Annotated in this window: 25 protein-coding genes; 10 read left to right on the top strand and 15 right to left on the bottom strand. The window is 67.9% G+C overall.

Annotated features, from left to right (window positions below; all coding sequences use genetic code 11):
- Window positions 1–245: 245 nt before the first annotated feature.
- The 3 genes from QO010_RS09240 to QO010_RS09250 all read left to right on the top strand — a co-directional run bounded on the left by QO010_RS09240 (window position 246) and on the right by QO010_RS09250 (window position 2,024).
- Window positions 246–683 (top strand): phasin family protein, encoded by a 438-nt coding sequence (locus QO010_RS09240; protein ID WP_307348464.1) that lies wholly within the window; start codon window positions 246–248, stop codon window positions 681–683.
- Window positions 684–789: 106 nt separating this feature from the next.
- Window positions 790–1,254, top strand: coding sequence for a RidA family protein (locus QO010_RS09245; protein ID WP_370873734.1), 465 nt, complete (start codon window positions 790–792; stop codon window positions 1,252–1,254).
- On the top strand, window positions 1,251–2,024 hold the full coding sequence (locus tag QO010_RS09250) for a glycerophosphodiester phosphodiesterase (RefSeq protein ID WP_307348466.1): 774 nt from the start codon (window positions 1,251–1,253) through the stop codon (window positions 2,022–2,024). The genes QO010_RS09245 and QO010_RS09250 overlap by 4 nt, the downstream gene beginning before the upstream one ends.
- Here the strand turns inward: QO010_RS09250 and QO010_RS09255 are convergent.
- The gene (locus QO010_RS09255) at window positions 2,021–2,614 is read right to left on the bottom strand and encodes an RDD family protein (RefSeq protein ID WP_307348467.1); all 594 of its coding nucleotides are present in this window, start codon (window positions 2,612–2,614) and stop codon (window positions 2,021–2,023) included. The two genes, QO010_RS09250 and QO010_RS09255, sit on opposite strands and share 4 nt — an antisense overlap.
- Window positions 2,615–2,658: 44 nt before the next feature.
- Between QO010_RS09255 and QO010_RS09260 the strand changes: the two genes are divergently transcribed.
- Window positions 2,659–3,822, top strand: coding sequence for a GNAT family N-acetyltransferase (locus QO010_RS09260; RefSeq protein WP_307348469.1), 1,164 nt, complete (start codon window positions 2,659–2,661; stop codon window positions 3,820–3,822).
- On the opposite strand, the gene QO010_RS09265 is transcribed toward QO010_RS09260, so the two are convergent.
- A complete protein-coding gene (locus QO010_RS09265) occupies window positions 3,819–4,412 on the bottom strand; it encodes a DUF4287 domain-containing protein (protein ID WP_307348470.1) in 594 nt (197 codons plus the stop codon). The genes QO010_RS09260 and QO010_RS09265 overlap by 4 nt on opposite strands.
- Window positions 4,413–4,460: 48 nt before the next feature.
- On the opposite strand from QO010_RS09265, the gene QO010_RS09270 reads away from it, so the two are divergent.
- On the top strand, window positions 4,461–4,895 hold the full coding sequence (locus tag QO010_RS09270; protein ID WP_307348471.1) for an HIT family protein: 435 nt from the start codon (window positions 4,461–4,463) through the stop codon (window positions 4,893–4,895).
- Window positions 4,896–4,916: 21 nt separating this feature from the next.
- On the opposite strand, the gene QO010_RS09275 is transcribed toward QO010_RS09270, so the two are convergent.
- From QO010_RS09275 to QO010_RS09310, 8 genes are all read right to left on the bottom strand, one after another.
- Window positions 4,917–5,357: a YdeI/OmpD-associated family protein gene (locus QO010_RS09275; protein ID WP_307348472.1), complete on the bottom strand. Its 441-nt coding sequence runs from the start codon at window positions 5,355–5,357 to the stop codon at window positions 4,917–4,919.
- Window positions 5,358–5,359: 2 nt separating this feature from the next.
- Window positions 5,360–7,669, bottom strand: a complete 2,310-nt coding sequence (gene clpA, locus QO010_RS09280) for an ATP-dependent Clp protease ATP-binding subunit ClpA (protein ID WP_307348473.1) — start codon at window positions 7,667–7,669, stop codon at window positions 5,360–5,362.
- A 7-nt stretch (window positions 7,670–7,676) separates the two neighbouring features.
- On the bottom strand, window positions 7,677–8,009 hold the full coding sequence (clpS, locus tag QO010_RS09285) for an ATP-dependent Clp protease adapter ClpS (protein ID WP_307348474.1): 333 nt from the start codon (window positions 8,007–8,009) through the stop codon (window positions 7,677–7,679).
- A 268-nt stretch (window positions 8,010–8,277) separates the two neighbouring features.
- Entirely contained in the window at window positions 8,278–9,477 is a 1,200-nt protein-coding gene (locus QO010_RS09290; RefSeq protein WP_307348475.1) for a peptidoglycan-binding domain-containing protein, read from the bottom strand.
- Window positions 9,478–9,674: 197 nt separating this feature from the next.
- Complete coding sequence (locus tag QO010_RS09295; protein ID WP_307348476.1) at window positions 9,675–10,727, bottom strand: DUF2332 domain-containing protein; 1,053 nt, start codon at window positions 10,725–10,727, stop codon at window positions 9,675–9,677.
- Between the two features lie 73 nt (window positions 10,728–10,800).
- Window positions 10,801–12,075 carry a DNA polymerase IV gene (locus QO010_RS09300; protein ID WP_307348647.1) on the bottom strand — a complete coding sequence of 425 codons (1,275 nt, stop codon included), beginning with the start codon at window positions 12,073–12,075 and terminating at the stop codon, window positions 10,801–10,803.
- Entirely contained in the window at window positions 12,072–12,974 is a 903-nt protein-coding gene (locus tag QO010_RS09305) for an ROK family protein (RefSeq protein ID WP_307348477.1), read from the bottom strand. Before QO010_RS09305 ends, QO010_RS09300 begins: the two co-directional genes overlap by 4 nt.
- Complete coding sequence (locus tag QO010_RS09310; RefSeq protein ID WP_307348478.1) at window positions 12,971–13,612, bottom strand: hypothetical protein; 642 nt, start codon at window positions 13,610–13,612, stop codon at window positions 12,971–12,973. The genes QO010_RS09305 and QO010_RS09310 overlap by 4 nt, the downstream gene beginning before the upstream one ends.
- A gap of 96 nt (window positions 13,613–13,708) precedes the next feature.
- Between QO010_RS09310 and QO010_RS09315 the strand changes: the two genes are divergently transcribed.
- The 3 genes from QO010_RS09315 to QO010_RS09325 all read left to right on the top strand — a co-directional run bounded on the left by QO010_RS09315 (window position 13,709) and on the right by QO010_RS09325 (window position 16,018).
- The gene (locus QO010_RS09315) at window positions 13,709–14,074 is read left to right on the top strand and encodes a response regulator (RefSeq protein ID WP_307348479.1); all 366 of its coding nucleotides are present in this window, start codon (window positions 13,709–13,711) and stop codon (window positions 14,072–14,074) included.
- A gap of 3 nt (window positions 14,075–14,077) precedes the next feature.
- Window positions 14,078–15,442 (top strand): PleD family two-component system response regulator, encoded by a 1,365-nt coding sequence (locus tag QO010_RS09320; protein WP_307348480.1) that lies wholly within the window; start codon window positions 14,078–14,080, stop codon window positions 15,440–15,442.
- A 129-nt stretch (window positions 15,443–15,571) separates the two neighbouring features.
- The gene (locus QO010_RS09325; RefSeq protein WP_307348481.1) at window positions 15,572–16,018 is read left to right on the top strand and encodes a hypothetical protein; all 447 of its coding nucleotides are present in this window, start codon (window positions 15,572–15,574) and stop codon (window positions 16,016–16,018) included.
- Window positions 16,019–16,084: 66 nt separating this feature from the next.
- On the opposite strand, the gene rpmG is transcribed toward QO010_RS09325, so the two are convergent.
- On the bottom strand, window positions 16,085–16,252 hold the full coding sequence (gene rpmG, locus QO010_RS09330; protein ID WP_307348483.1) for a 50S ribosomal protein L33: 168 nt from the start codon (window positions 16,250–16,252) through the stop codon (window positions 16,085–16,087).
- A gap of 175 nt (window positions 16,253–16,427) precedes the next feature.
- Here rpmG and QO010_RS09335 point away from each other — a divergent pair, with 175 nt between their 5' ends.
- Window positions 16,428–17,192, top strand: a complete 765-nt coding sequence (locus QO010_RS09335; protein ID WP_307348484.1) for a hypothetical protein — start codon at window positions 16,428–16,430, stop codon at window positions 17,190–17,192.
- 41 nt (window positions 17,193–17,233) lie between these two features.
- Here the strand turns inward: QO010_RS09335 and QO010_RS09340 are convergent, their stop codons facing one another.
- From QO010_RS09340 to QO010_RS09350, 3 genes are read right to left on the bottom strand one after another with little or no spacing between them, the layout of a single operon-like run.
- A complete protein-coding gene (locus QO010_RS09340) occupies window positions 17,234–17,839 on the bottom strand; it encodes an NUDIX hydrolase (protein WP_307348485.1) in 606 nt (201 codons plus the stop codon).
- Window positions 17,836–18,576, bottom strand: a complete 741-nt coding sequence (locus QO010_RS09345; RefSeq protein WP_307348486.1) for an NUDIX hydrolase — start codon at window positions 18,574–18,576, stop codon at window positions 17,836–17,838. The genes QO010_RS09340 and QO010_RS09345 overlap by 4 nt, the downstream gene beginning before the upstream one ends.
- A 48-nt stretch (window positions 18,577–18,624) precedes the next feature.
- Window positions 18,625–19,647 carry a DUF4424 domain-containing protein gene (locus tag QO010_RS09350; RefSeq protein WP_307348487.1) on the bottom strand — a complete coding sequence of 341 codons (1,023 nt, stop codon included), beginning with the start codon at window positions 19,645–19,647 and terminating at the stop codon, window positions 18,625–18,627.
- A gap of 44 nt (window positions 19,648–19,691) precedes the next feature.
- Here QO010_RS09350 and QO010_RS09355 point away from each other — a divergent pair, with 44 nt between their 5' ends.
- A complete protein-coding gene (locus QO010_RS09355; RefSeq protein WP_307348488.1) occupies window positions 19,692–20,201 on the top strand; it encodes a GNAT family N-acetyltransferase in 510 nt (169 codons plus the stop codon).
- Window positions 20,202–20,207: 6 nt separating this feature from the next.
- On the opposite strand, the gene rnr is transcribed toward QO010_RS09355, so the two are convergent.
- On the bottom strand, window positions 20,208–22,502 hold the full coding sequence (gene rnr, locus QO010_RS09360; RefSeq protein ID WP_307348489.1) for a ribonuclease R: 2,295 nt from the start codon (window positions 22,500–22,502) through the stop codon (window positions 20,208–20,210).
- Window positions 22,503–22,529 lie beyond the last annotated feature (27 nt).

Consider the following 22,529-nt stretch of genomic DNA (forward strand, 5'->3'; position numbering starts at 1 on the left):
TCTAGCATGCATCGTGCCGCCTTTCGCCAAAGTAAACACTTCCTGAGCGAATTGGCCGCGCGGCGCCTGAACGCAGGCCGAAGGATCACGATATTGCGATGCAAAAGTGTTATGTTGCAGTGCACAAAAAGTCGTTGACTGCTGCACTGCAACATGAGATATCGGCGGCGTTCGACGCACCCAGCCCTCCCCCAGACTTAGCGTCGATGCCCCATTCACGCCCATCGCTTCAAGGAGCTTTCACCATGGCCACCGGCGCTGAAACCCTCAAGACCACGGTCGAGCAGTTCGCCACCGCGGGTAACCAAGCTTTCAAGGACAGCGTCGAGAAGTCGCTGGCCGCCCTGAACGACGCCAACGCCCATTCCAAGCGTAACCTGGAAGCCGTTGTCGCCTCCGTCACCGCCGCCACCAAGGGCGCTGAAGCCCTTGGCGCGCAAGCGATGGCCTATTCCAAGCAAGCCGTCGAAGAGCAGGTTTCGGCCGCCAAGGCCCTGGCCGGCGCCAAGTCGGTTCAAGAAGCCGTCGAGCTGCAGACCGCCTGGGCCAAGTCGGCCCTGGAGACCTACATGGCTCAGGTCGGCAAGATGAGCGAAACCGTCGCCGCCTCGGTGAAGGACAGCATGAAGCCGCTGAACGAGCGCGTCACCGCCCTCGTCGAAAAGGTCCAGGCCGCCAAGTAAGGCGCCTGATCTTTTTCAAGCCAGATCTTCAAGACTGCGTGAGGGCCCCGGACCGGGAATGGTCCGGGGCCCTTTTGCTGTTCGCTGCGGCGCGATAGTTTGCCGCATGTCCAAGGTCGAACAGAGACTCATCGCCGCCGGGATCGTGCTGCCCCAGCCGGTCGCCCCGATCGCCAACTATGTGCCGTTCGTCCGGTGCGCGTCCCACACCCATATTTCGGGACAGGTGTCCCTGGATGGCACAGGCGGGATCAAGGGCCAGGTCGGGGTCGACGTCGACATGGAGACTGCCGTGCGCGCCGCCCGGCTCTGCGGCCTCAACCTGATCGCCCAGATGAAGGCCGCCGCCGATGGCGACCTCGACCGGGTGGTTCGCGTGGTCAAGCTGGGCGGTTTCGTCCAGGCCGGGCCGGACTTCTATGACATTCCCGATGTGTTGAACGGCTGCTCGGACCTGATGGTCGAGGTTTTCGGCGAGGCGGGTCGCCATGCCCGCTCGGCTGTGGGAGTCTATCGCCTGCCGCGCAACTTCGCCGTCGAGGTGGATGCGGTGGTGGAGATCGCCCCATGAGGACCAAGCCCCGCCCGCAGATCGAAGAGTTCGGCCTGGCCTGGGAGCTGTTGTTCAGCCCGCCCGTGGCGCACCGCGGCCTCTGGACCCCGAACGGCGCGCCGGAGAACAGCCTGGCCGCCTTCCAGGCCGCTTGCGCCGGCGGCTACGGCATCGAGTTGGACGTCCAGCTGTCGGCCGACGGCGAGGCCATGGTCTTCCACGACTACAGCCTGGCCCGGATGACCGGCGCCGAGGGCAAGCTGCGCGACCACAGCGCCGCCGATCTGAAGACCCTGAAGCTGGCCGGCACGGACGAGACCATTCCCACCCTGGCCGAGGCCCTGGTCGAGGTCGGCCACCGCTGCCTGGTCCACATCGAGCTGAAGACCCCGTTCGGCGAGGTCGGGGCGCTGGAGAAGCGGGTCAGCGAGGTGCTGCTCGACCACAACGGGCCGATCTGCATCATCGGCTTCAATCCCTACATGCACGCCTGGTTCGCCGAGCATCACCCGCAGATCCTGCGCGGCCTGGACAGCTATGCCTGGAACGACGACGGCGCCATGAAGCTGGCCCCCGAGCAGCGCAAGGCCTTCGCCGCGCTCGAGCATGTCGACATCGCCCGGCCCGACTTCCTGGCCCTGGACGCCAAGATGCTGCCCAGCCCGAGAGCCGACCTCTGCCGGGCCAAGGGCATGCCGATCATCGCCTGGACCGTGCGCGACCCGGCCGAGTGGGAGCGGCTGGAGCCCCATTGCGACAACCTGATCTTCGAGGGTTGGCCGGCTTAGCCACTCGCCGCCAGGGCCAAGACTCTCTGCACAAGCAGCAAGCCAAGGTGGGCCGTCGCGAGAATCGCGATGAGCACCCAGCGCCATTGCCCGACCGGCGACAGGACGACTTTGAGGCCGCTGCTCCAATCCCAGACGGTCACACCTTTGCTGTGCAGACTGAAATATCCCACGATCAGGGCAAACGGGCAGATTATCGGGATCCCCAGCCCCAGGCCTGCAACAAGCATCAGAGCCGTACGCCCAGCAGCCTGACCTGCGCCTGGGCGGCCATCACCGCCGACTCGCTGCACCTTCAGGCCCAGCAACATTCGCCCGGGCGTTGCGCCAATCAGCGTGAGCCACAGCCAGTCATAGACGCCCAAGACCACGAGCCAGGCGATGAAGGGGGCTGCCCATCCCAACAAGGAATCCATGGCGGCGATACTTTCGCGGACGTCGTCAAACCACGTCAGTCCGGCCGCGCGCGTCGCGGTGACGACCAGGGCATAGGCCGCCGTGACCACCAGGGCGTCGGCGTACTTGGCCAGGAAACGCCCCCAGGCCTCAACACCCTTGTTCCAAGCGTCCGCCGATTGGACCTGTTTCATTCGCCCCCTTGCCTGAACCGCCTCGCGGTCCCAGCTTGGCATCGATGCCCCTGATCCTGAAGCCCTCCGTCCGTATCCATCGCCGCGTTAGCGAGATAGGGCAGGAAGCCTGGGATGCCTGCGTTCCCGGCGGGACCGGCTACAACCCCTTCGTCGCCTATGACTTCCTCCACGCCTTGGAGGAATCCGGTTGCGCCGTCGAGCGCACCGGCTGGGGACCGCAGCATCTCTCTGTCGAGGACGAAGCGGGCGAAACGGCCGCCGTCATGCCGCTCTATCTGAAGAGCCACAGCCAGGGTGAATACGTCTTCGACTGGTCCTGGGCCGACGCCTATGAGCGGGCAGGGGGGCAGTACTACCCCAAGCTCCAGTGCGCCTCACCCTTTTCGCCGGTGACCGGGCCCAGGCTGCTGAGCCGCCCGGGCGTCGACCGCGACGAGGCCCGGGCCTACCTGCTGGGCGGCGCCCTGACCCTGACCGACCGGCTGGGCGCCTCCTCGTTGCACGCCACCTTCATGCTGGAGGATGAGTGGGCCTTCGCCGGCGGGCACGGCATGCTGTTGCGCCAGGACCAGCAGTACCATTGGCTCAACAACGGATACCGCGATTTCGACGATTTCCTCAGCGTCCTGTCTTCGTCACATCGCAAGACCATCCGGCGCGAGCGGCGCGACGCCCAGGCGGACGTCGAGATCCATGCGCTGTGCGGCAAGGAGATCACCGAGGACCACTGGGACGCCTTCTTCGGCTTCTACATGGACACCGGCGGGCGCAAATGGGGCCGGCCGTATCTGAACCGGCTGTTCTTCTCGCTGCTGGGCGAGCGGATGGCCGAGCAGGTGCTGCTGGTCATGGCCAGGAAGGACGGCCGCTGGATCGCCGGGGCGCTGAACCTGATCGGCGGCGACTGCATCTTCGGCCGCAACTGGGGCTGCGTCGAGGACGTGCCCTTCCTGCATTTCGAGCTCTGCTACTACCAGGCCATCGAGCAGGCCATCCTGCGCGGCCTGCCCCGCGTCGAGGCCGGCGCCCAGGGCCAGCACAAGATCTCCCGCGGCTACCTGCCCACCCCCGTCTACAGCGCCCACTGGATCGCCGATCCGGCGCTCCGCGAGCCCGTGCGGCGGTATCTGGACCAGGAGCGGGCGGGGGTGCGGGAGCAGATCGAGTATCTGACCGAGGAGTTCTCGCCGTTCAAAAAGGCCTAGGACCGCTCCCAGGCCGCCTTGAGCAGCGCGGCGATCTCGTCATCGACCTCGCTGGGCGACGACAGGGCGATCTTCGATTTCAGCCGCTCCGACCAGCCCTCCCGCCCGTTCGCCTCGCTCAGGCGCGGGCTCGCATCCGCCGTGACCGCCAAGCCCAGCAACGCCGTGCCGCCCTTAGTCGGCTTGACGGCGGCGAACTGGAATTCCTTCGACCAGGCCGAGAAGCCCTTGCGCTGGCCGGTGACCAGCTTGGGCAGCGCCTTCACCCGCGCCTCGACCGCTTCGAGGATGGCCGTCGAGGCCGGGTCCTTCCACAGCGCCGCCCGCAGCGCGTCGGCGTCGTCCCAGCCGATCTCCGGCGGGAAGGCCTCCGACAGGATGTGGGCGATGCGGTTGACCCCCAGGCCGTAGTTCTCGCGCAGCCACTCGACCCGGGCATGGGGCCTGGTCTCCGGGCAGGTCCGGGCTATGGCCACCCATTCGGCCAGGGTCTTGCCGGTGTCGCGCTCCAGGCTGGCCTGGACCGAGGCGAACCACTTCTTCTGGCGTTCGGTCAGGTTGTCACCGCCGCCCTCGTTGCCTATGCCCATGATCTGCTCCTCCCAACCGGAGCATGGCGCGAAGCGGCGAGGGCGACAATGAGTCTGGATGGCGCGTACGACGAAGCCAACATCTTCGGCAAGATCATCCGCGGCGAGATGCCCGCGGTGAAGGTTTATGAGGACGAGGCGGTTCTGGCCTTCATGGACGTGTTCCCGCAGAGCAAGGGGCATACGTTGGTGATCTCCAAGACCTCGCGGGCAAGGAACCTGCTGGATGCGGAGCCGCAGGTGCTGGAGACACTGATCCTGGCCGTGCAGAAGGTGACGCGGGCGGTGCGGACGGCGCTCAAGCCCGACGGGATCGTGGTCACCCAGTTCAACGGGGCGCCGGCGGGGCAGACGATCTTCCATCTGCATTTCCACATCATCCCGAGGTGGGAGGGCGTGGCCGTGGGGCGGCATGCGTCTGGGGGGATGGCGGATGTGGAGGAACTGAAGGGGGTGGCGGGGCAGATTTCCGCCGCGCTCTAATCCTCACCCGGAGGGGGAGGATCAGCGAAGACGCTCGGCCACTTTCGCCGCCCGCGCGGCCCGCGTCTCCGGCTTCTTCGCTTCCTCGACCCAGCGGCTCCACTCGCGCTGGTGGCTCGGCGGATAACTGTTCCAGGCCGCCATCAGCGCCGCATCCGTCTCCAGCAGCGCCGCGATCTCGACCGCCGGCGCATTGCCATCGGGAACCAGCGTCAACACCACCCGATCCCCCGTATCCACCCCCGCCGCCGCGCACAGTGCGTTCGGCAGGTCGATCCACCACCGGCCATCGCCCCACGGCTTGACGCTGCGCCGGGTGAACGGCGCGCCGCCCAGCGTCCCATCCGCCGTGAACAGTTCGGAAAACCCCCACATCGCCAAGGGGTCGAACGGCAGAACGGCGAAGCGCGGCAGCTGCGGCGCATGCCGCTCCACCGTCACCTCGCCGCTGCAGCCCTGCATGGCTACTCAGCCAGCGCGGGTTCCTCGATCTCCGGCTCGCCCGGCTTGCGCGGGACGTAACCCTCGATCTCGAAGGCGATCTTGCCGTCCTTGAGCACCACCTTGACGTGGCCGCCGCGGACCAGCTTGCCGAACAGGATGTCGTCGGCCAGGGGCTTTTTGATGTGCTCCTGGATGACCCGGGCCAGCGGGCGGGCGCCGAACAGTTCGTCGAAGCCGTTCTTGGCCAGCCAGTCGGCCGCGTCGTCGCTGGTCTCGATGGTGACGTTGCGGTCGGCCAGCTGCAGTTCCAGCTGCAGGATGAACTTCTGCACGACCTGGCGGATGATCTCCTGGGTCAGCGGCTTGAAGGTCACCACCGCGTCCAGACGGTTGCGGAACTCAGGGGTGAACAGCCGCTTGATGGCCGCCTCGTCCTCGCCCTCGACCTTGCCGCGGCCAAAGCCGATCGACTGCCGCTGGCTGTCGGCGGCGCCGGCGTTGGTGGTCATGATCAGGACCACGTTGCGGAAGTCGACCTTCTTGCCGTTGGCGTCGGTCAGGACGCCGTGGTCCATGACCTGCAGCAGGATGTTGTAGACGTCGGCATGGGCCTTCTCGATCTCGTCCAGCAGCACCACCGCGTGCGGGTGCTGGTCGACGGCGTCGGTCAGCTGGCCGCCCTGGTCGTAGCCGACATAGCCGGGGGGCGCCCCGATCAGCCGGCTGACGGTGTGGCGCTCCATATACTCCGACATGTCGAAGCGCAGCAGCTCGATGCCCAGGGTCGAGGCCAGCTGGCGGGCGGCCTCGGTCTTGCCCACCCCGGTCGGGCCGCTGAACAGATAGCTGCCGATCGGCTTGTTGGGATCGCGCAGGCCGGCCCGGGCCATCTTCATGGCCGAGCTGAGCTGGTTGATCGCCTCGTCCTGGCCGAACACGGCCCGGCGCAGATCGGCGTCCAGTTCCTTGAGCGACTCGGTGTCGGTCTTGGAGACGGATTTCGGCGGGATGCGGGCGATCTTGGCGACGACCGATTCGATCTCCTTGACCCCGATGACCTTCTTGCGCTTGGAGGGCGGCACCAGCATCTGGCTGGCCCCGGCCTCGTCGATGACGTCGATGGCCTTGTCGGGCAGCTTGCGGTCGGTGATGTATTTCGCCGACAGGTCCACCGCCGCCTTCAGGCCCTCGGCGGTGTATTTCAGCTTATGAAATTCCTCGTAGTAGACCTTGATCCCTTTGAGGATTTTCAAACTGTCGGCGATGGTCGGCTCGTTGATGTCGATCTTCTGGAACCGCCGGACCAGGGCGCGGTCCTTCTCGAAATGCTGGCGGAATTCCTTGTAGGTGGTCGAGCCCATGCAGCGCAGCGTGCCGCTGGCCAAGGCGGGCTTCAGCAGGTTGGAGGCGTCCATCGCCCCGCCGCTGGTGGCGCCGGCCCCGATCACCGTGTGGATCTCGTCGATGAACAGGATGGCGTTGGGGTGGTTCTCCAGCTCCTTGACCACCTGCTTGATCCGCTCCTCGAAGTCGCCGCGATAGCGGGTGCCGGCCAGCAGCGCGCCCATGTCGAGCGAGAAGATGGTGGCGCCTTCCAGCACCTCGGGAACGTCGTGGTTGATGATCTTGCGGGCTAGGCCCTCGGCGATGGCGGTCTTGCCTACGCCCGGGTCGCCGACCAGCAGCGGGTTGTTCTTGGTGCGCCGGCAGAGGATCTGGATGCAGCGGTCCACCTCGGCCAGACGGCCGATCAGCGGGTCCACCTTGCCCTGGCGGGCCTTCTCGTTGAGGTCGATGCAGTAGGCTTCAAGCGCCTCGCCGCCGGTCTTCACCGGGGGCTTGTCGCCTTCGTCCTCGGCGCCCTTGACCACCTTGGGCTCGGAGGCGCCGGCCTTCTTGGCGATGCCGTGGGCGATGTAGTTGACCGCGTCGTACCGCGTCATGTCCTGCTCCTGCAGGAAGTAGGCGGCATGGCTCTCGCGCTCGCTGAACACGGCGACCAGCACATTGGCCCCGGTCACCTCGTCGCGGCCCGAGGACTGCACGTGGATGACGGCGCGCTGGATCACCCGCTGGAAGCCGGCGGTCGGCTTGGCGTCCTCACCGTCGTCAACGATCAGGCTGCGCAGCTCGGTGTCCAGATAGTTGACCAGGCTCTTCTTGAGCGCCGCCAGGTCGACGTCGCAGGCGCGCATCACACCGGCGGCGTCCTCGTCGTCGGCCAGCGAGAGCAGCAGGTGCTCGAGCGTGGCGTATTCGTGCTTTCGCTGGTTGGCGTACGCCACAGCGCGATGCAGGGATTCTTCGAGGTTGCGCGAAAACGAGGGCATCAGCCGCTCAATCCTTTTCCATGGTGCACTGCAACGGGTGTTGGTGCCTGCGGGCGGAATCGATCACCTGCGCTACCTTGGTCTCTGCGACCTCGTAGGTGAAAACCCCACATACGCCGACCCCGTTTTGATGCACGTGCAGCATTATCCGGGTCGCATCTTCGCGCGACTTGTTGAAAAAACGCTCAAGTACGTAAACGACGAATTCCATCGGCGTGTAGTCGTCGTTGAGGATGAGAACCCGGTACAGCGACGGTTTCGCCGTCTTCGGCTTGGTCTGGGTGACCACCGCCGAACCGACTCCTGTTCCGCCTTCTCCGCCGGCCTTCCGCTCCGCCATCGATCTCGACTCGCTCCCGCAGGCGAGCCAACCGGCCCGCCGCTTATAGGATTAGATATGGAAACACGGCCGCTTTGGAAGGGGCCAGATAGGACCTCGCGCTGTATTGACGCGTAATCCCCTGACAGGCGAGCCAGGGAAGGCTGCCGCCGTGCGTTAGCCATATGGGAATTGGGTGGGCGTTTGGCCAGTCCTGACCGTCCCGCAACGCAAAAAAGCGGCCCCCGCCGGAGCGGGAGCCGCCTGATGTCTTAGCCGAAACCGGCGCCTAGCTGATCGGCACGCCCAGCGAGCGCAGGGTGTCGATGGTGATCTTGCCGATATCCAGCTTGCGGTCGGCCTGGAACTTGGCCAGGGCCGCCTGGGTCTGGGCCGAGAACACGCCGTTGCGCGGGCCGGCGTAGTAGCCGCGGACGCCCAGGGCGGTCTGCACGTCGCGGATGACCTGCGGCGTGGCCAGATCGCCCTTATCGGCCGAGGCCAGGGCGGTGTAGGGCTTGGGGGCCGACGGCGGGGTCGTGCCGTAGCCCGACGACTGCACCGGCTCCGATTCCGGCGGCTGATACTTGGGCGGCGGCGGCGGCGTGTAGCGGCGCGGCGGAGCCTGATACTTCGGCGGCGGCGGCGCGTAGGTCGGCGGCGGCGCAGCGTAGCCCGGCTTGGGATACTTGGTCACGCCCGGCACCTGATAGCCGCCCGGGGGCGGTTCGATCGGATAGCCGTCCTTGCAGTCGATCACCCGCCACTCGAAGCGGTTGTCGCTGACCATGCGCTGCTTGGTGACGATCTTGTAGGTCGGCGGAATGTCGAAGGTCTCGATCCGCTCGGGGGTGACGACGACGCGCACCTGCACCGAGCGGTACTCGGCGGGGATGACGCGCTTGTCGACCCGGGCGTCCTGGTCGATGACCTGGCGGGTCACGATCTGGGTCTCGGCCGGCACCACGACCTGCTCGGTCCGCTCGGCCGACACCAGCACCTGGCGGGTGACAGTGGCGTATTCAGCCGGCACCAGGATCAGGCAGAGCACTTCGCCGGTGGCGGTGACCTTGGTCTGGTAGCCGTAGGCGGCGATGTCCTTGGCCGGAATGCCGCGGTGCCACTCGGTGTGGGCTTCCTTGACCAGCACCTGCTCGGTGATGGTCTTGTAGACCGCCGGAATGGTGACCGTGCGGGTCGTCGCCGGCTTGATGACGATCGTTTCGGTGATCGTCTTGTAGGTGGCCGGAATGGTGATGTACTCGACCCGCTCCTCGCGCACGATGATCTGCTGGGTCTGCATGCCGTAGACGGCCGGGATGACCCGGGTCTCGGTGCGGCCGGGCTTGTCGACGATCTGTTCGGTGTAGGATTCATAGACCTGCGGGATCAGCACCTTCTGGTAGCATTTCCCGGGTTCGGCGTTGGGCGGATAGTCACCGCCGTTGTCGTAACCCCCGGCCAGGGCCGCGGAGGGGACCATGCCCATCACAGCCAAAACGCCGAACGCGGCTACGCTACTCAAATAAGCGTTTCGTTTCATTGGAACGTCCCCATCCAACCCATCGGCGTTAACCATCTGTCATCTTTTGGGTTCTGCAAAGGAACTTGTGCGATTTTCGCCTGGCAGGGGAAATTCCTGCTACCCATTTCCCGCCCCGACCCGTTTTGAGGCGGCGGACCCCCTTAAATTGGGGACCACTCGACCCACGCGCCGTGCGGGTGGACGTCGGCCAGATGGCGCTCCGATCCGTCCGGCCACAGGGTCAGCCGCAGCTCCATCGGCCAGCCCTTGCGGGCCGGATTGGGCTCCATGCGCAGCCAGGCGACGGGGGCCTTATCGCTGGCCGCCGCCCCGGCCGCTTCGATGGCCGCGCGGGTCGCGGCCTGGGTCGAGTCGGGCATGTACTGCCACATGACCGAGTGATAGAGCACGCTGGCCGTCCCGGCCTTGGGCGCGAGGCGCCGGGCGGTCCAGGCCGCGGCGTCGGCGGCGGTCAGCTCGGCGGGGCTTCGTTGCGCCACCGCGATGGCCCCGCGCACCCGCGCCAGCCGCTTGACCTGATCGGGCCAGACATAGGCCTGCAGCCGCAGCGCCTGGGCCGGGTCGGCGACATCCACCGGCGCCTGGTCGCAACCGGCCCGCTCGACCACCTCCAGCGGCCCCAGCGGGGCGGGCGGCCCCCGCCAGTCGTTGTCCAGCAGCACTGGCGAGCCGCCGATCCCCCAGCGCTGGCCGGCGAAGTCGTAGTCATAGCGGTCGAAACGCAGGTTCAGCCCCGCGCTGGCCCCGATCTCGAACAGCCGCAGCGGCAGGTCGGTCTCCGCGGCGATGACCATGAAGCCCGGAGCCAGGCCGAAGGAGCGTCCGACCTCGTTGGTTTGGGGCGGCGAAACCATGAAGGTCGCCACCTCGTCCCGCCGGTTCTCCAGTAGAGCGCGGGCGGCGGCGGTCAGGGCGGCCCAGTCCGGGTCCGGATTGGCGGCGGGATATTGGGCGGCGAGAGCGCCTTGCGGCTCGGCCAGGGCGAAGGCGTGCAAAGCTCCCAGCAGCCGCAGGGGCGTGGCCTCGCGCAGGTGGACGCGGGCCTCTTCGTCCTTCCAGGTCGCGAACAGATCGTCCAGCGGCCCCAGCTCGCCGGCGATAGCCCGCTCGAGCAGTTCGCCGGAGAAGGGCGAACCCATGTCGTGGCAGTTCTTGGCCTGCCACTGCAGGCCCTGGATGTAGTTATCGCTCATCGCTCAGCTCCGCCGCGGTGTCAGGAGCGGAAACTAGCGACCGCGCGGCCGGTGAAAATCTTGAAACTGTCGATCAATCCCGCTCGCGGGCGCCGCTCTTCAGGGCCCGGCCGGTCTGCACCGCCTCGCGGCCGAAGCGGGCCCGCAGCGCATCGACGGCCTTTTCGCTGGAGAGCACCCGGGTCTCCTTGCCGGCGAAGAAGTCCCCCTCGCCGGAGCCGGCGGGGCTGAAATCGCTGAGGCCCGCCCCGATCAGCCGGTAGCTGCGCCCGGCCGGCTCGGCGTGAAGCAGTTCGCGGGCGACGTCGAACAGGGTGCGGGCGGTCTGGATGGGGGAGTCCAGGGTGCGGCGGCGGGTGATGATCTTGAAGTCGGGGGTGCGCAGTTTCAGGCTGGCCACCCGGCCGCAGATGTCCTCGGCGCGCAGCTGGCGGGCGACCTTCTCGCAGAGGGGCCAGAGCCGATCTTCAAGGTCTTCCAAGGCCTTGAGGTCGGTATTGAAGGTGGTTTCGGCGCTGATGGTCTTGCGGACCTGGTCGGGATTGACCACCCGCGCATCCTGGCCGTGGGCCAGTCGGTGCAGGCGAAGGCCGTTGTCGCCGAACCGGTTGGCGAGATCCCGCTGGTCGGCCCGCGCCAGGTCGCCGACGGTGCGGAAGCCCGCGCTCTCCAGCGCCGCGACCATGGCCGGTCCGACGCCGGGCAGGATGCCCACCGGCTTGGTCGCCAGGAAGGTCGGGGCCTCCTGGCCCAGGACCGAGAAGCCGCGCGGCTTGTCCAGGTCCGAGGCGATCTTGGCTAGGAACTTGTTGGGGGCCAGGCCGATGGAGACGGTGATGCCGACGTCCGCCTCGATATCGGCTTGAAGTTTGGCCAGGGTCACCGCCGGCGGGGCGCTGTGCAGCCGTTCGGTGCCCGCGAGGTCCATCCAGGCCTCGTCCAGCGACAGCGGCTGCACCAGCGGGGTCAGGTCGCGCATCTTGGCCATGATCCGGCGGCTCTCGGCGCGGTATTTCGAGAAGTCCGGCGGCAGGATGACCGCCTGCGGGCACAGCTTGCGGGCCTTGAACATCGGCATGGCCGAGCGCACCCCGCTCATCCGGGCGATATAGCAGCAGGTGGTCACCACCCCCCGCACCCCGCCGCCGATGATCAGCGCCTCGTCGCGCAGCTCGGGCCGGTCGCGCTTCTCCACCGAGGCGTAGAAGGCGTCGCAGTCCATATGGGCCATGGAGAGGCTGGCCAGCTCCTCGTGCGCGACCAGCCGGGGCGAACCGCAGCTGGGACAGCGCCGTGAGGCCGGCCGCTCGGGCCCGGTCCAGAAGCAGTCCCTGCAGAGGGCCTTCAATCCAGCGGCCACAGCCATGCCGCCCCCCGAACCCCCGAGGAATCGCCGTGCATCGCCTGGACGATCGGCGTCTCGAAGACGTCGGAGAACAGCCAGGGCCGGATGGCGTCCGGCAGGCGGTCGTAGAGCTCGGCGGTGTTGGACATGCCGCCGCCCAGCACGATGGCGTCGGGGTCGATGAAGTCGCACATCACCGCCAAACCCCGGCCCAGGCGGTCGATATAGCCGTCCAGCGCCTGTGCGGCCGGGATCTCGCCGGCCCGGGCGGCGGCGACGATGGCGTCGCCGGTGAGTTTCAGGCCGCTCAGCCGCTCATAGTCTTCGCAGAAGCCGGTGCCGGAGGTCCAGGTTTCCAGGCAGTCGAACCGGCCGCACCAGCACTGGTGGGCGCGGTATTCCTCGGGAGTCGGCCAGGGCAGGGGGGTGTGGCCCCATTCGCCGGCGACGCCGTTGGCGCCCATGATCGTGCGGCCGTCCACCACCACCCCGCCGCCGCAGCCGGTGCCCAGGATGGCCCCGAACACCACCCGCTTGCCGGCGGCGGCGCCGTCGCTGGCCTCGGAGAGGGCAAAGCAGTTGGCGTCGTTCTCCAGCCGGATGGGCCGGTCCAGCACCCGCTCCAGGTCTTCCTTGAAGGGCCGCCCGTTCAACCAGACCGAATTGGCGCCCCGGATCAGGCCGGTGCTGGGCGAGATCGAACCGGGCATGCCCATGCCGACGCTGGCCAGGCGGGCGCTGGCCTTGCGTTCGGCCTCGGCGACCAGATCGCGCACCACCAGCAGGGCCTCGTCATAGTTTCCGGGATTGGGAACCCGCACCCGGGCGCGGAAGTCGCCGCGCTCGTCCAGGGCGGCGGCCTCGATCTTGGTGCCGCCGAAATCGACGCCGATGCGGATCATCGCCAGACCGCCGCCTCGATGGCGGGCTTGAGATCGGCCCAGTCGTCATGACGCGGATGCCGCTCGGGGGCCTGGGGTGCGAGTGGGCGGAGCCGCGGATCGGCCACCGTCTGGAAGCGCAGCACCCTTGGAGCCGATTCGGCCGCCGATTCGAGATTGGGCAGCAGGTCGTCGATAAAGGCTACCGGGCCGCTGGTCAGCCCGGCCAGCTGGGCGATGATCGGGCCTTTGACGCCGCTGTTGAGGATCATCGGAAAGTCGAACCCGTGCCGGGCCAGCCAGCCGGTGCGCGATTCACGCCCACAGTCGGGGGCGTTGGTCAGGATCACCACCCCGGCCCGCTGCGACAGATCGGCCAGGGCGTCGGCGGCCCCCGCGACCGGCTCCAGATCGTCGGCTCCGTCTCGGAAGAAAGCGTCGAACAGGGCCCGGCCGGTAACGATATCCAGGTGCTCGGCCTCGCCTGGCCGGTAGAGATTCTGGAAGAGGGCGAAGCGGTCGATTCGCATCTCATAGCCCTGCCGCCGGATGAACCGCTCGAAGCCGGCCATGAACAGGGCCAGCACTTCGTCGACATCGACGATGAGCAGGGGCGCCGATGGGCTGACGATCAGGTCCTGGGGAAGGCTAAGAGACAAGATTAGCTCAGGCTTAAGGATATCCGTGTGATTACGGACTCTGACACCGAGGGCGAGTCCTTTTGCCGGGCAGTGTCGGGTTTAGGTCGGGACGGCATGGCCAAGAAGGTCCTCATCGTCGAGGATAACGAGCTCAATATGAAGCTCTTTCACGACCTGCTCGACGCGCAAGGGTACGAGACCCTGCAGACGCGTGAGGGGCTGTCGGCCCTGGCGCTTGCCCGCGAGCACAAGCCGGACCTGATCCTGATGGATATCCAGCTGCCCGAGATATCGGGCCTGGAGGTCACCAAGTGGCTGAAGGAGGACGACGAGCTCTCCCATATCCCGGTGGTGGCGGTGACCGCCTTCGCCATGAAGGGCGATGAGGAGCGGATTCGCGAGGGCGGTTGCGAGGCTTATATTTCCAAACCGATCTCGGTTGCGCACTTCCTTGAAACCATTCGCCGGTTACTGGACTAGGCCATGAGCGCACGCATCCTGGTCGTCGACGATATCGAAGCCAACGTCCGCCTGCTCGAGGCGCGCCTGGCCGCCGAATATTATGAGGTGCTGACCGCCAACGACGGCCCTAGCGCCCTGGCCATTGCCGCCGCCGAGCTGCCCGACATCATCCTGCTGGACGTGATGATGCCCGGCATGGACGGGTTCGAGGTCTGCCGCCGGCTGAAGAGCGACGAGATCACCCGCCACATCCCGGTGGTGCTGGTCACCGCCCTGGACGGCCGCTCCGACCGCATCGCCGGCCTGGAAGCGGGCGCCGACGAATTCCTGACCAAGCCCATCGACGACGTCATGCTGTTCGCCCGGGTGCGCAGTCTGACCCGGCTGAAGGTCATCATCGACGAACTGCGCCAGCGCGAGGCCTCGGGCCGGCGCATGGGCGTCATCGCCGGCGCCGCCTCGCGCCTGGGCGGCTCGGGCGGCCGCATCCTCATCGTCGACGACAACGAGCGCCAGGCGGCGCGGGTCAGCGCCGAACTGGCCGTCGAGCACCGCCCCGTGGTCGAAACCGAGGCGGACAAGGCCCTGGCGACCGCCAGAGGCCCGGTCGACCTGATCATCGTCAACGCCACCGCCCGCGACTTCGACGGCCTGCGCTTCTGCGCCGCCATCCGCTCGGACGAGGTGACCCGCCACCTGCCCATCCTGGCCATCATCGATCCGGACGAGCGCTCGCGGCTGGTCAAGGCGCTGGACATCGGCGTCAATGACATCCTGACCAAGCCGATCGACCCCCAGGAGCTGGCCGCCCGCACCCGCACCCAGATCAAGCGCAAGCGCTATTCCGACTTCCTGCGCGACAGCCTGGACCACAGCCTGGAACTGGCCGTCACCGACCAGCTGACCGGCCTGCATAACCGCCGCTACATGGAAGGCCAGCTGGGCGCGCTGGTGAACCGGGCGGTGATGGGGGGCGATCCGGTCGCCGCCCTGATGATCGACATCGACCACTTCAAGAAGATCAACGACGGCTACGGCCACGACGTCGGCGACGAGGTGCTGCGCGAGTTCGCCGTGCGCCTGGCCTCCAACGTGAGGGCCATAGACCTGCCCTGCCGCTACGGCGGGGAAGAGTTCACCGTCATCATGCCCGACACCCGCCTGGCCGACGCCCAGCGCATCGCCGAGCGCATCCGCCTGCATGTGGCCGGCTCGCCCTTCCGGGTGGCCGGCGAGGGCGACCAGCTGACCGTCACCATCTCCATCGGGGTGGCGGCGACCCGCGGCAACGGCGATTCGCCCGAGAGCCTGCTCAAGCGGGCCGATGAGGCCGTCTATGAGGCCAAGGCCGCCGGCCGCAACCGGGTCATCGCCAAGGCCGCCTGACCATCGGACGGGCCTGCTGTCCCCAGTTTCGGGGATTGCTCTGCATCGTGACAGTTGCCCGGCCGCCGGAAGCGAGGCATGTCTCGGGCGTCGGGATCAACCTTGTCGTGTCGCATCGGGGGAAGTTGGGTGAACTACAGAATATGGTCAGCCCGCGCCGCGGTCTGTTTCGGCCCCCTGGTCGTCGCCCAGGTCGTGGCCCGCAACTGGGGCGCCTGGGAACCCTGGGCCTACTGGGTCGACGACATGGTGGCCGCGGCGCTGCTGATCGCCGGCGGCGCCTTCGCCATGGCCGCCGACACCACCACCAATTCGCGCGCCCTGACCGGGGCCTGGGGCTTCACCCTGGCCACCCTGTGGGTCTCGATGATCCGCATGATGGAAACCACCGCCATCGAGGCCCCGACGCCGATCTGGCTGATCACCCTGACGCTGATCCTGTTCCTGGGCTCGATCGCCGGCGGCGTGGGCAGCCTGCCCAGCAAGCGCGTGGCCGCCATAAGCAAGCCGGCGGCCAGGCCCAAGCCCCGCTCCAGCGGCGGCGGCAAGTCCCGCTCCAGGTCCAAGGCCAGCTAGCGGTTCAAAACGCAAAACGCCCGGCCAGCGGCCGGGCGTTCGCTTAGGCGCGAGATGACTCGCTGCCTATTTGATCTTGCCTTCGCGGAAATCCACGTGCTTGCGGATGACCGGATCGTACTTCTTCAGCACCATCTTTTCGGTCTTGGTGCGGGCGTTCTTCTTGGTGACATAGAAGAAGCCGGTGTCCGCCGTCGAGTTCAGGCGGATCTTGATGGAAGCCGGTTTGGCCATGGGTCGAATCCTCGGGCGTGCAACGGTCCGCCCGGAAGGCGGGAAATCTGAGAGCGGCGGAACATACTGATCGCGGGCGCGAAGTCAATGCGCTCACGACGCCGCCGTTGGCTTGCCGCCAGGATGGGCTTGGATCAAAGTCAGGGCAGTAACCGGGGGGAAGGCGCCCAGCTTCATGAACACCACCGTCAGGCCCTTGGCCCGCCTCCTGATCGCCCTGGTCCTGACCGCCGTTGTGTCCAGCGCGGCCTCGCAGCCAGCGCCCAGCATGCGCACCGTCCTCGGACCGGTTTATTCGGCGGCGAAGCTGCGCGCTATGCCGCTGCTGGGTGTGACCCTGCGCATGCCATTGGCTGAGGCTGAGAAGGTCCTGGCCGCTCAGGGCGTCGAAAAGCGTTACGATCATCCCCACCACTACGACAACGGCTCGGCCAACGATGGCGAGGAAGTCTTCTTCGCCACCGGTAAGATCGTGACCGTCACCTATTTCGACCTGGACGGCCGGCGCATCGTCAGCGGTGTCAGCTACATGCAGGACGTCGCGAAGAACGACCCCCGCAGCGCCGAGGACTGGCGGCGTGAGCTGACCGCCCAGTTCGGCAAACCATCACGCTGGCTGCAGTGGATTGGCCGCGACGGCAAAATCTCTGACCGGATGACCTTCGTCGCCTCGCCGGCTCTGCGGGACGAGGAGTATGCGGTCAACAAAGTCTGGTCCTGCTCCGCCGGCTGGGCCTGCGACCGGGTCAGGGATGGGACCGACTGCCGGAAGGTCATCGACGCGGCGCGCGAGCCTGTTCTCAGCCTGGCCTTCGACGCCGGCGGCATTCACTACAATCTCGACGACTACGACCTGAACTACCGTTCGCTGATGCGCACCAAGGCCTTCCGAGACCAGGACGTCTCCAAGACCTATTGCATCATTCCCTCGGTGCACTGAGCCGCCTCTCCCCGGGGGGGCAGGCGGCTCGCGGGACGCCCTCAGATCAACGAGGTCAGCACGGGATCGAACACCCGTCCCTCCGGGTGCTCCGCCAGGGGCGTGATCCTCGGTCGACCGCGCCGATAGGTGAACAGGAAGGGCGGCGCATCCTCCAGGAGTGAGTGCAGCACCGCCTCGGTCACATCGATGATCGGCAGCTTCAGCGCGTCCTCGAGCGGCCGAAAGGCCAGGTCCGACAGTTCCGGCGTGGCGGCCGGGACGCCCACCGCATGCTCGGCGTCGGTGACGAAGAAGCGGGCGTGGAAGCGGATGGGGCTCATGGTCGGGGTGATGGCCCGGGCCGCCAGCCGCAGCGGGGCGGCCGAGACGTCCAGGCCCGTCTCCTCCCAGGTTTCGCGCAGGGCGGCGGCGGCCAGGGCGTGGGCCAGGCCCGGCGAGGCGACCATCTTCTCCAGGCAGCCGGGGGCCAGGGGTGGGGCGTGGCCGCGATAGTCGGCGGGATCGACCTTGCCGCCCGGGAAGACGAAGACGTCGGGGGCGAAGCTGGACTTCTTCGGCCGCCGGCCCATCAGGACTTCCAGGCCCTTGGACGAGCGGCGCAGCAGCAGCAGGCTGGCGGCGTGCCTCGGTCGAACCGGCTTCACAGATGCTCCAGCCGCCGGGCGCCGCGCAGGAAGCGCATGAAGGGGGCGGGGCGGCCGGGTTGCTTCAGCCGCTCGCCGACCTCCTGGACCACGAAGCGGGTGATGTTGGGCAGGTCCAGGGCGGCGGCCTCGTCCAGGTCGACCCAGGCGATCTCGTCCAGCTCGCCACAGTCGGGGCGGCGCTCCAGGCTGATCAGGTTCTCGGCCTCGGCCATGAAGAAGCGGGCGTCGAAGCGACGGGGGCGATAGGGCGGGGTGATGGCACGGGCCACGAACCGCACCGCCGACAGGTCGGGCAGGGCGCCGGCCTCCAGGAACTCGCGCCAGGGCCCGGCGCCGGGACGCGGCTCGGCGGGCTTGGCCAGCAGCAGCCCGACCTCCTCGAAGGTCTCGCGGATGGCGGCCATGGCCAGGGCTCTGGGCAGCAGCGGGCTGGCGTGGCGGGCGGTCTGGGCCAGGCGCCGGGCGGTTTCGGCTTCAAGCTCGCCGGTCGCCGGGGCGGTGAAATCGTTCCGGTCGATGCGGCCGCCCGGGAACACCCATTTGGAGGGCATGAAGGCGTGGCCCTGAGCCCGGCGGCCCATCATCAGCCGCGGCTTGGGTCCATCGCGGCGGACAATGATCAGGGTGGCGGCATGGCGCGGCCGGATCAGCCTGGCGCCGGCCTCGCGCATGGCGCCGTCGCTGCGCGGGTCGTAGTTGGGGTCCAGGATCGGATCTGGCTTGGTCTCTGACATCGACAAAGCATAGGCCGCGCCGCCGGCGGCGCCAGCCGTGACGTGGCGTCACTCCGCCGCCGGGATTGGCAAAAGGATCAGAATGTCCAGGTCGCGGTCCGGCGTGAAGTTGCTCTTGCGCACCTCGAACCGGGTCGGACCGGTCTTGACGATGCCGTTGACGCAAAGGCTGATCAGGTTGGCCGCCGCGCCCTTGTCGATGGTCAGATGGAAATCGCCGATGGGCCCGGCCCAGTTGCCGCCGGTCTTCAGCACATAGCCGATGCGCTGCTCCCAGAAGGGCGAGCCGTCATTGCCGGCCGCCCGGGCCATCTGATCGATGCGGCTGAGCAACGATTGGTCCATGCAGTAGCGGCGCTTGTACTGCGCCAGCTCAGGCGTGCCCTTGGAATAGACACTGCCCATCATCGAGCCGGCGCTGGCCCCGACCGAGGGCTTGTAGCGGTGCAGGACGGCGATCTCCTTCCCGGCCGGGAAGGTCTGGGCCCAGTAGAAGGTGGTCCTGACCGTCCAGCTGGCCCGCCAGTGCTTCTCCCAGCCCTTGCCGGCGTCGAACTCGTCGATGGCCGCCAGGCCCATCCTGACCAGTTCGTCCTTCTTGGCCTGGGGCAGGGCGTCGATGGCGTCGTCGGCCGCCTTGGTCTGGGCGGCCAGGGGGATGCCAAGGGCCGTCAGGTAGGCGCTGCGGTCGACGCCCTTGGAGAAGGCCTTCTGCTCGACCCGGGTCGCCACCGGTTTGCCGTCGACCGTGACGGTGAAGCCCAGGATGTTCTGGGGATCCTCGGTCGGGATGGCGATCATGTCGTCGACGCCGTTGATCTCCAGATCCGGCATCGGGAAGGCCACCATGGTGGTGACGTCCCGGCTGGAGGTGTTCACGAACCGATAGGCGACCCGCACCTCCTCGGTGGAGATGAAGAGGTCCTCCGACTTCATCTGGATCGAGGCGGAGGTCTTCAGCACCAACCCGCCGGCCGCCAGCTCGGCGGTGGAGTCGTTGGCCCGCGCCGTTGGTCCCAGCAGCAGTAACCCCACAGCCGCGCCCAGCGAAATCGCCTTGGATATCCGCATCGACCCCTCCATATGCCCGGGTCTTAGCTTAAGGGCGATTTGCCATGCCGACCATCCGCCTCGCCCATCTGGAAGACGCCGCCCAGCTGCCGCAGGTCGAAACCTCGGCCGGCGCGCGGTTCCGCGAGGCGCCCGGCCTGGAATGGATCGCCGACGACGAGGTCACGCCCGCCCAGGCCTATCCCCCCTTCATCACCGATGGCGCGGTCTGGGTGGCGGAGGAGGACGGCGCCATCCTGGGCTTTCTGCTCGCCACGCCCGAGGGCGAGGCGCTGCATGTGCTGGAGCTGGCCGTCGCCCATGAGGCGCAGGGCCGGGGCCTGGGCCGCGCCCTGATGGCCGCCGCCGCCGCCAAGGCCCGGGCGCTGGGGCTCAAGGCCGTTACCCTGACCACCTTCCGCGACCTGGTCTGGAACGAGGTCTTCTACCGGCGGCTGGGCTATCGCACCCTGGCCGAGGGCGAGCTGGACGAGCGGCTGCGGGGCTACCTGGCCCGCGAGATCGAGCGCGGCCTGCCGGGCGAGCGTCGGTGCGCGATGCGGCTCGATCTCTAGGGCGAGCTACCGCCGCCGCTTGCCAGGACTGGCCGCCTTGCCGGACGGACGCCCGCGGGGGCCACCGCGCGGCGGGCCGCCACGGCCCCGCACGCCCAGCCTGGGCCGGGGGGCGTTGGGATCGGCCTTGGCCGGCTCGCTGAGCATCTCGAAGATCAGTCCGCCGGTCACCGGCGTCGCCTCCAGCAGCTTGACCTCCACCGCCATGCCCAGCGGCCAGCGGGCCCCGGTGCGCTCGCCGACCAGGGCGTGGCTGCGGTCGTCATGGACGAAATACTCGCCGCCCAGCGAGGAGACCGGCACCAGGCCGTCGGCCCCGGTGTCGTTCAGCCGCACGAACAGTCCAAACCGCGTCACCCCGGTGATCCGGCCCAGGAAGGCCGCCCCGACCTTGTCCTGCAGGAAGGCCGCCACATAGCGGTCGGTGGCGTCGCGTTCGGCGGCCATGGCCCGCCGCTCGGCGAAGGTGATGCGCTCGGCGGTGTCCTTGATCTGGCTGATGTCCTGGTCGGTCAGGCCGTCCTCGCCCAGCTTCAGGGCGCGGATCAGGGCCCGGTGGACGATCAGGTCGGCATAGCGCCGGATCGGGCTGGTGAAGTGGGCGTAGCGGGCCAGGTTCAACCCGAAATGGCCGATGTTTTCGGACGAATAGATGGCCTGCATCTGGGTGCGCAGGACCACCTCGTTGACGATCTCGGCGTGCGGCCCCTCGCGGGTGTCGTCCAGCAGCTTGTTGAAGCGGTCGGTGCGCGGCGCCTCGCCCTTGGACCAGTTGATGCCCAGGGTGCCCAGGAACTCGGCCAGGGACATGACCTTCTCCTGGCTGGGGGTGTCGTGAATCCGGTAGAGCAGCGGCGTCTTGCGGGCCTCCAGCGTCTCGGCGGCGCAGACATTGGCCTGGATCATCATCTCCTCGATCAGCCGGTGGGCTTCCAGCGAGGGGCGGGGGGTGATCGAGGTGATCTCGCCCTCCGGGTTGATGATGATCTTGCGCTCCATCGACTCGATGGCCAGCGGCGAGCGGACCAGCCGGCCCTTGAGCATGGCGTGATAGGCGGCCCACAGCGGCTTCAGGACGCCGTCCAGCAGGGGCCCGGTCTTGTCGTCGGGCGTCCCGTCGATGGCCGCCTGGGCCTGTTCGTAGGAGAGCTTGGCGGCCGAGCGCATCAGGCCGCGGACGAACTTGTGGCCGGTCTTGCGGCCCCCTTTGTCGAACACCATCCGCACGGCCATGCAGGCGCGGTTCTCGCCTTCCCGCAGGCTGCACAGGCCGTTGGAGAGCCGCTCGGGCAGCATCGGCTCGACCCGGTCGGGGAAGTAGACGCTGTTGCCCTTCTCGCGGGCCTCGCGGTCCAGGGCGGTGCCGGCGCGCACGTAAGCGGCGACATCGGCGATGGCCACCCAGACGATCCAGCCTTCGGCGTTCTTCGGGTCGGGATCGGGATGGGCGAAGACGGCGTCGTCGTGGTCACGCGCATCGACCGGGTCGATGGTCACGAAGGGCAGGTCGCGCAGGTCGTCGCGGCCTTCCAGGGTCGGGGGCTGGGCGGCCAGGGCCTCGGACTGAGCCTGGTCGGTGAAGCCGGTCGGGATGCCGTGGGCGTGGATGGCGATCAGCGAGGCCGCGCGCGGGTCGTCCTCGCGGCCGAGGACTTCGAGCACCTTGCCGCGCTTGGGGCCGTATTTCTGCACGGCGGTCTCGATCGAGCAGAGGACCAGGTCGCCTTCCCTGAGCTTCGCGGCGTCGGGGTCGAACAGCACCAGGCTGTCCTTGGAGCGGCGATCGACGGGCTCGACCCGCACCTCGCGCTTGCCCTTGCGCACCACGCCCAGCAGGCGGTGAGCGCTCTGACCCAGCCGCTTGATCAGCCGCGCTTCCAGCTCCCCCGTCTCGGTGCGGCCAAAGCGGACCAGCACCCGGTCGCCCATGCCGGGCGCCCCGCCCTGGGCCTCGTTGCGGTCGGGGGCCAGGCGGGCCAGCGGCACGTCCTCACCGCCCTTGACCAGCCTGACCAAGAGATCGCCGTCATTGTCCCGCTCGACGATATCGGCGACTCCCACTGGCGGCACCGCGCCAGCCTCGGCAAAGCCCTTGCGGCCGCGGGTTCCCAGCGCGCCCTCGTTCTGCAGGTCCCGCAGCATCTCGCGCAGCGCCCGCCGCTGCTCGCCCTTCAGCCCGAAGGCCTTGGCGATGTCGGCCTTGTCGGCGGACCCGGCCTCGCGCAGGAACTGGATCAGGGTGTCGCGGTCGGGAAGGCCCTTGGCGGGGCGCAAGGTGCTGGGCTTGTGGGGTTTGGCCATGCCGCTGGATACCGCGTGGCGGCGGGT

Source organism: Caulobacter ginsengisoli (assembly GCF_030814835.1).
Lineage (GTDB): Bacteria > Pseudomonadota > Alphaproteobacteria > Caulobacterales > Caulobacteraceae > Caulobacter > Caulobacter ginsengisoli.

Excerpts from the sequence above, each read along its gene's own strand:
- QO010_RS09240 (WP_307348464.1), top strand. The coding sequence starts at position 246 with ATGGCCACCGGCGCTGAAACCCTCAAGACCACGGTCGAGCAGTTCGCC.
- QO010_RS09245 (WP_370873734.1), top strand. The coding sequence starts at position 790 with ATGTCCAAGGTCGAACAGAGACTCATCGCCGCCGGGATCGTGCTGCCC.
- QO010_RS09250 (WP_307348466.1), top strand. The coding sequence starts at position 1,251 with ATGAGGACCAAGCCCCGCCCGCAGATCGAAGAGTTCGGCCTGGCCTGG.
- QO010_RS09255 (WP_307348467.1), bottom strand. The coding sequence starts at position 2,614 with ATGAAACAGGTCCAATCGGCGGACGCTTGGAACAAGGGTGTTGAGGCC.
- QO010_RS09260 (WP_307348469.1), top strand. The coding sequence starts at position 2,659 with ATGCCCCTGATCCTGAAGCCCTCCGTCCGTATCCATCGCCGCGTTAGC.
- QO010_RS09265 (WP_307348470.1), bottom strand. The coding sequence starts at position 4,412 with ATGGGCATAGGCAACGAGGGCGGCGGTGACAACCTGACCGAACGCCAG.
- QO010_RS09270 (WP_307348471.1), top strand. The coding sequence starts at position 4,461 with ATGAGTCTGGATGGCGCGTACGACGAAGCCAACATCTTCGGCAAGATC.
- QO010_RS09275 (WP_307348472.1), bottom strand. The coding sequence starts at position 5,357 with ATGCAGGGCTGCAGCGGCGAGGTGACGGTGGAGCGGCATGCGCCGCAG.
- clpA (WP_307348473.1), bottom strand. The coding sequence starts at position 7,669 with ATGCCCTCGTTTTCGCGCAACCTCGAAGAATCCCTGCATCGCGCTGTG.
- clpS (WP_307348474.1), bottom strand. The coding sequence starts at position 8,009 with ATGGCGGAGCGGAAGGCCGGCGGAGAAGGCGGAACAGGAGTCGGTTCG.
- QO010_RS09290 (WP_307348475.1), bottom strand. The coding sequence starts at position 9,477 with ATGGGCATGGTCCCCTCCGCGGCCCTGGCCGGGGGTTACGACAACGGC.
- QO010_RS09295 (WP_307348476.1), bottom strand. The coding sequence starts at position 10,727 with ATGAGCGATAACTACATCCAGGGCCTGCAGTGGCAGGCCAAGAACTGC.
- QO010_RS09305 (WP_307348477.1), bottom strand. The coding sequence starts at position 12,974 with ATGATCCGCATCGGCGTCGATTTCGGCGGCACCAAGATCGAGGCCGCC.
- QO010_RS09315 (WP_307348479.1), top strand. The coding sequence starts at position 13,709 with ATGGCCAAGAAGGTCCTCATCGTCGAGGATAACGAGCTCAATATGAAG.
- QO010_RS09320 (WP_307348480.1), top strand. The coding sequence starts at position 14,078 with ATGAGCGCACGCATCCTGGTCGTCGACGATATCGAAGCCAACGTCCGC.
- rpmG (WP_307348483.1), bottom strand. The coding sequence starts at position 16,252 with ATGGCCAAACCGGCTTCCATCAAGATCCGCCTGAACTCGACGGCGGAC.
- QO010_RS09335 (WP_307348484.1), top strand. The coding sequence starts at position 16,428 with ATGAACACCACCGTCAGGCCCTTGGCCCGCCTCCTGATCGCCCTGGTC.
- QO010_RS09345 (WP_307348486.1), bottom strand. The coding sequence starts at position 18,576 with ATGTCAGAGACCAAGCCAGATCCGATCCTGGACCCCAACTACGACCCG.
- QO010_RS09350 (WP_307348487.1), bottom strand. The coding sequence starts at position 19,647 with ATGCGGATATCCAAGGCGATTTCGCTGGGCGCGGCTGTGGGGTTACTG.
- QO010_RS09355 (WP_307348488.1), top strand. The coding sequence starts at position 19,692 with ATGCCGACCATCCGCCTCGCCCATCTGGAAGACGCCGCCCAGCTGCCG.
- rnr (WP_307348489.1), bottom strand. The coding sequence starts at position 22,502 with ATGGCCAAACCCCACAAGCCCAGCACCTTGCGCCCCGCCAAGGGCCTT.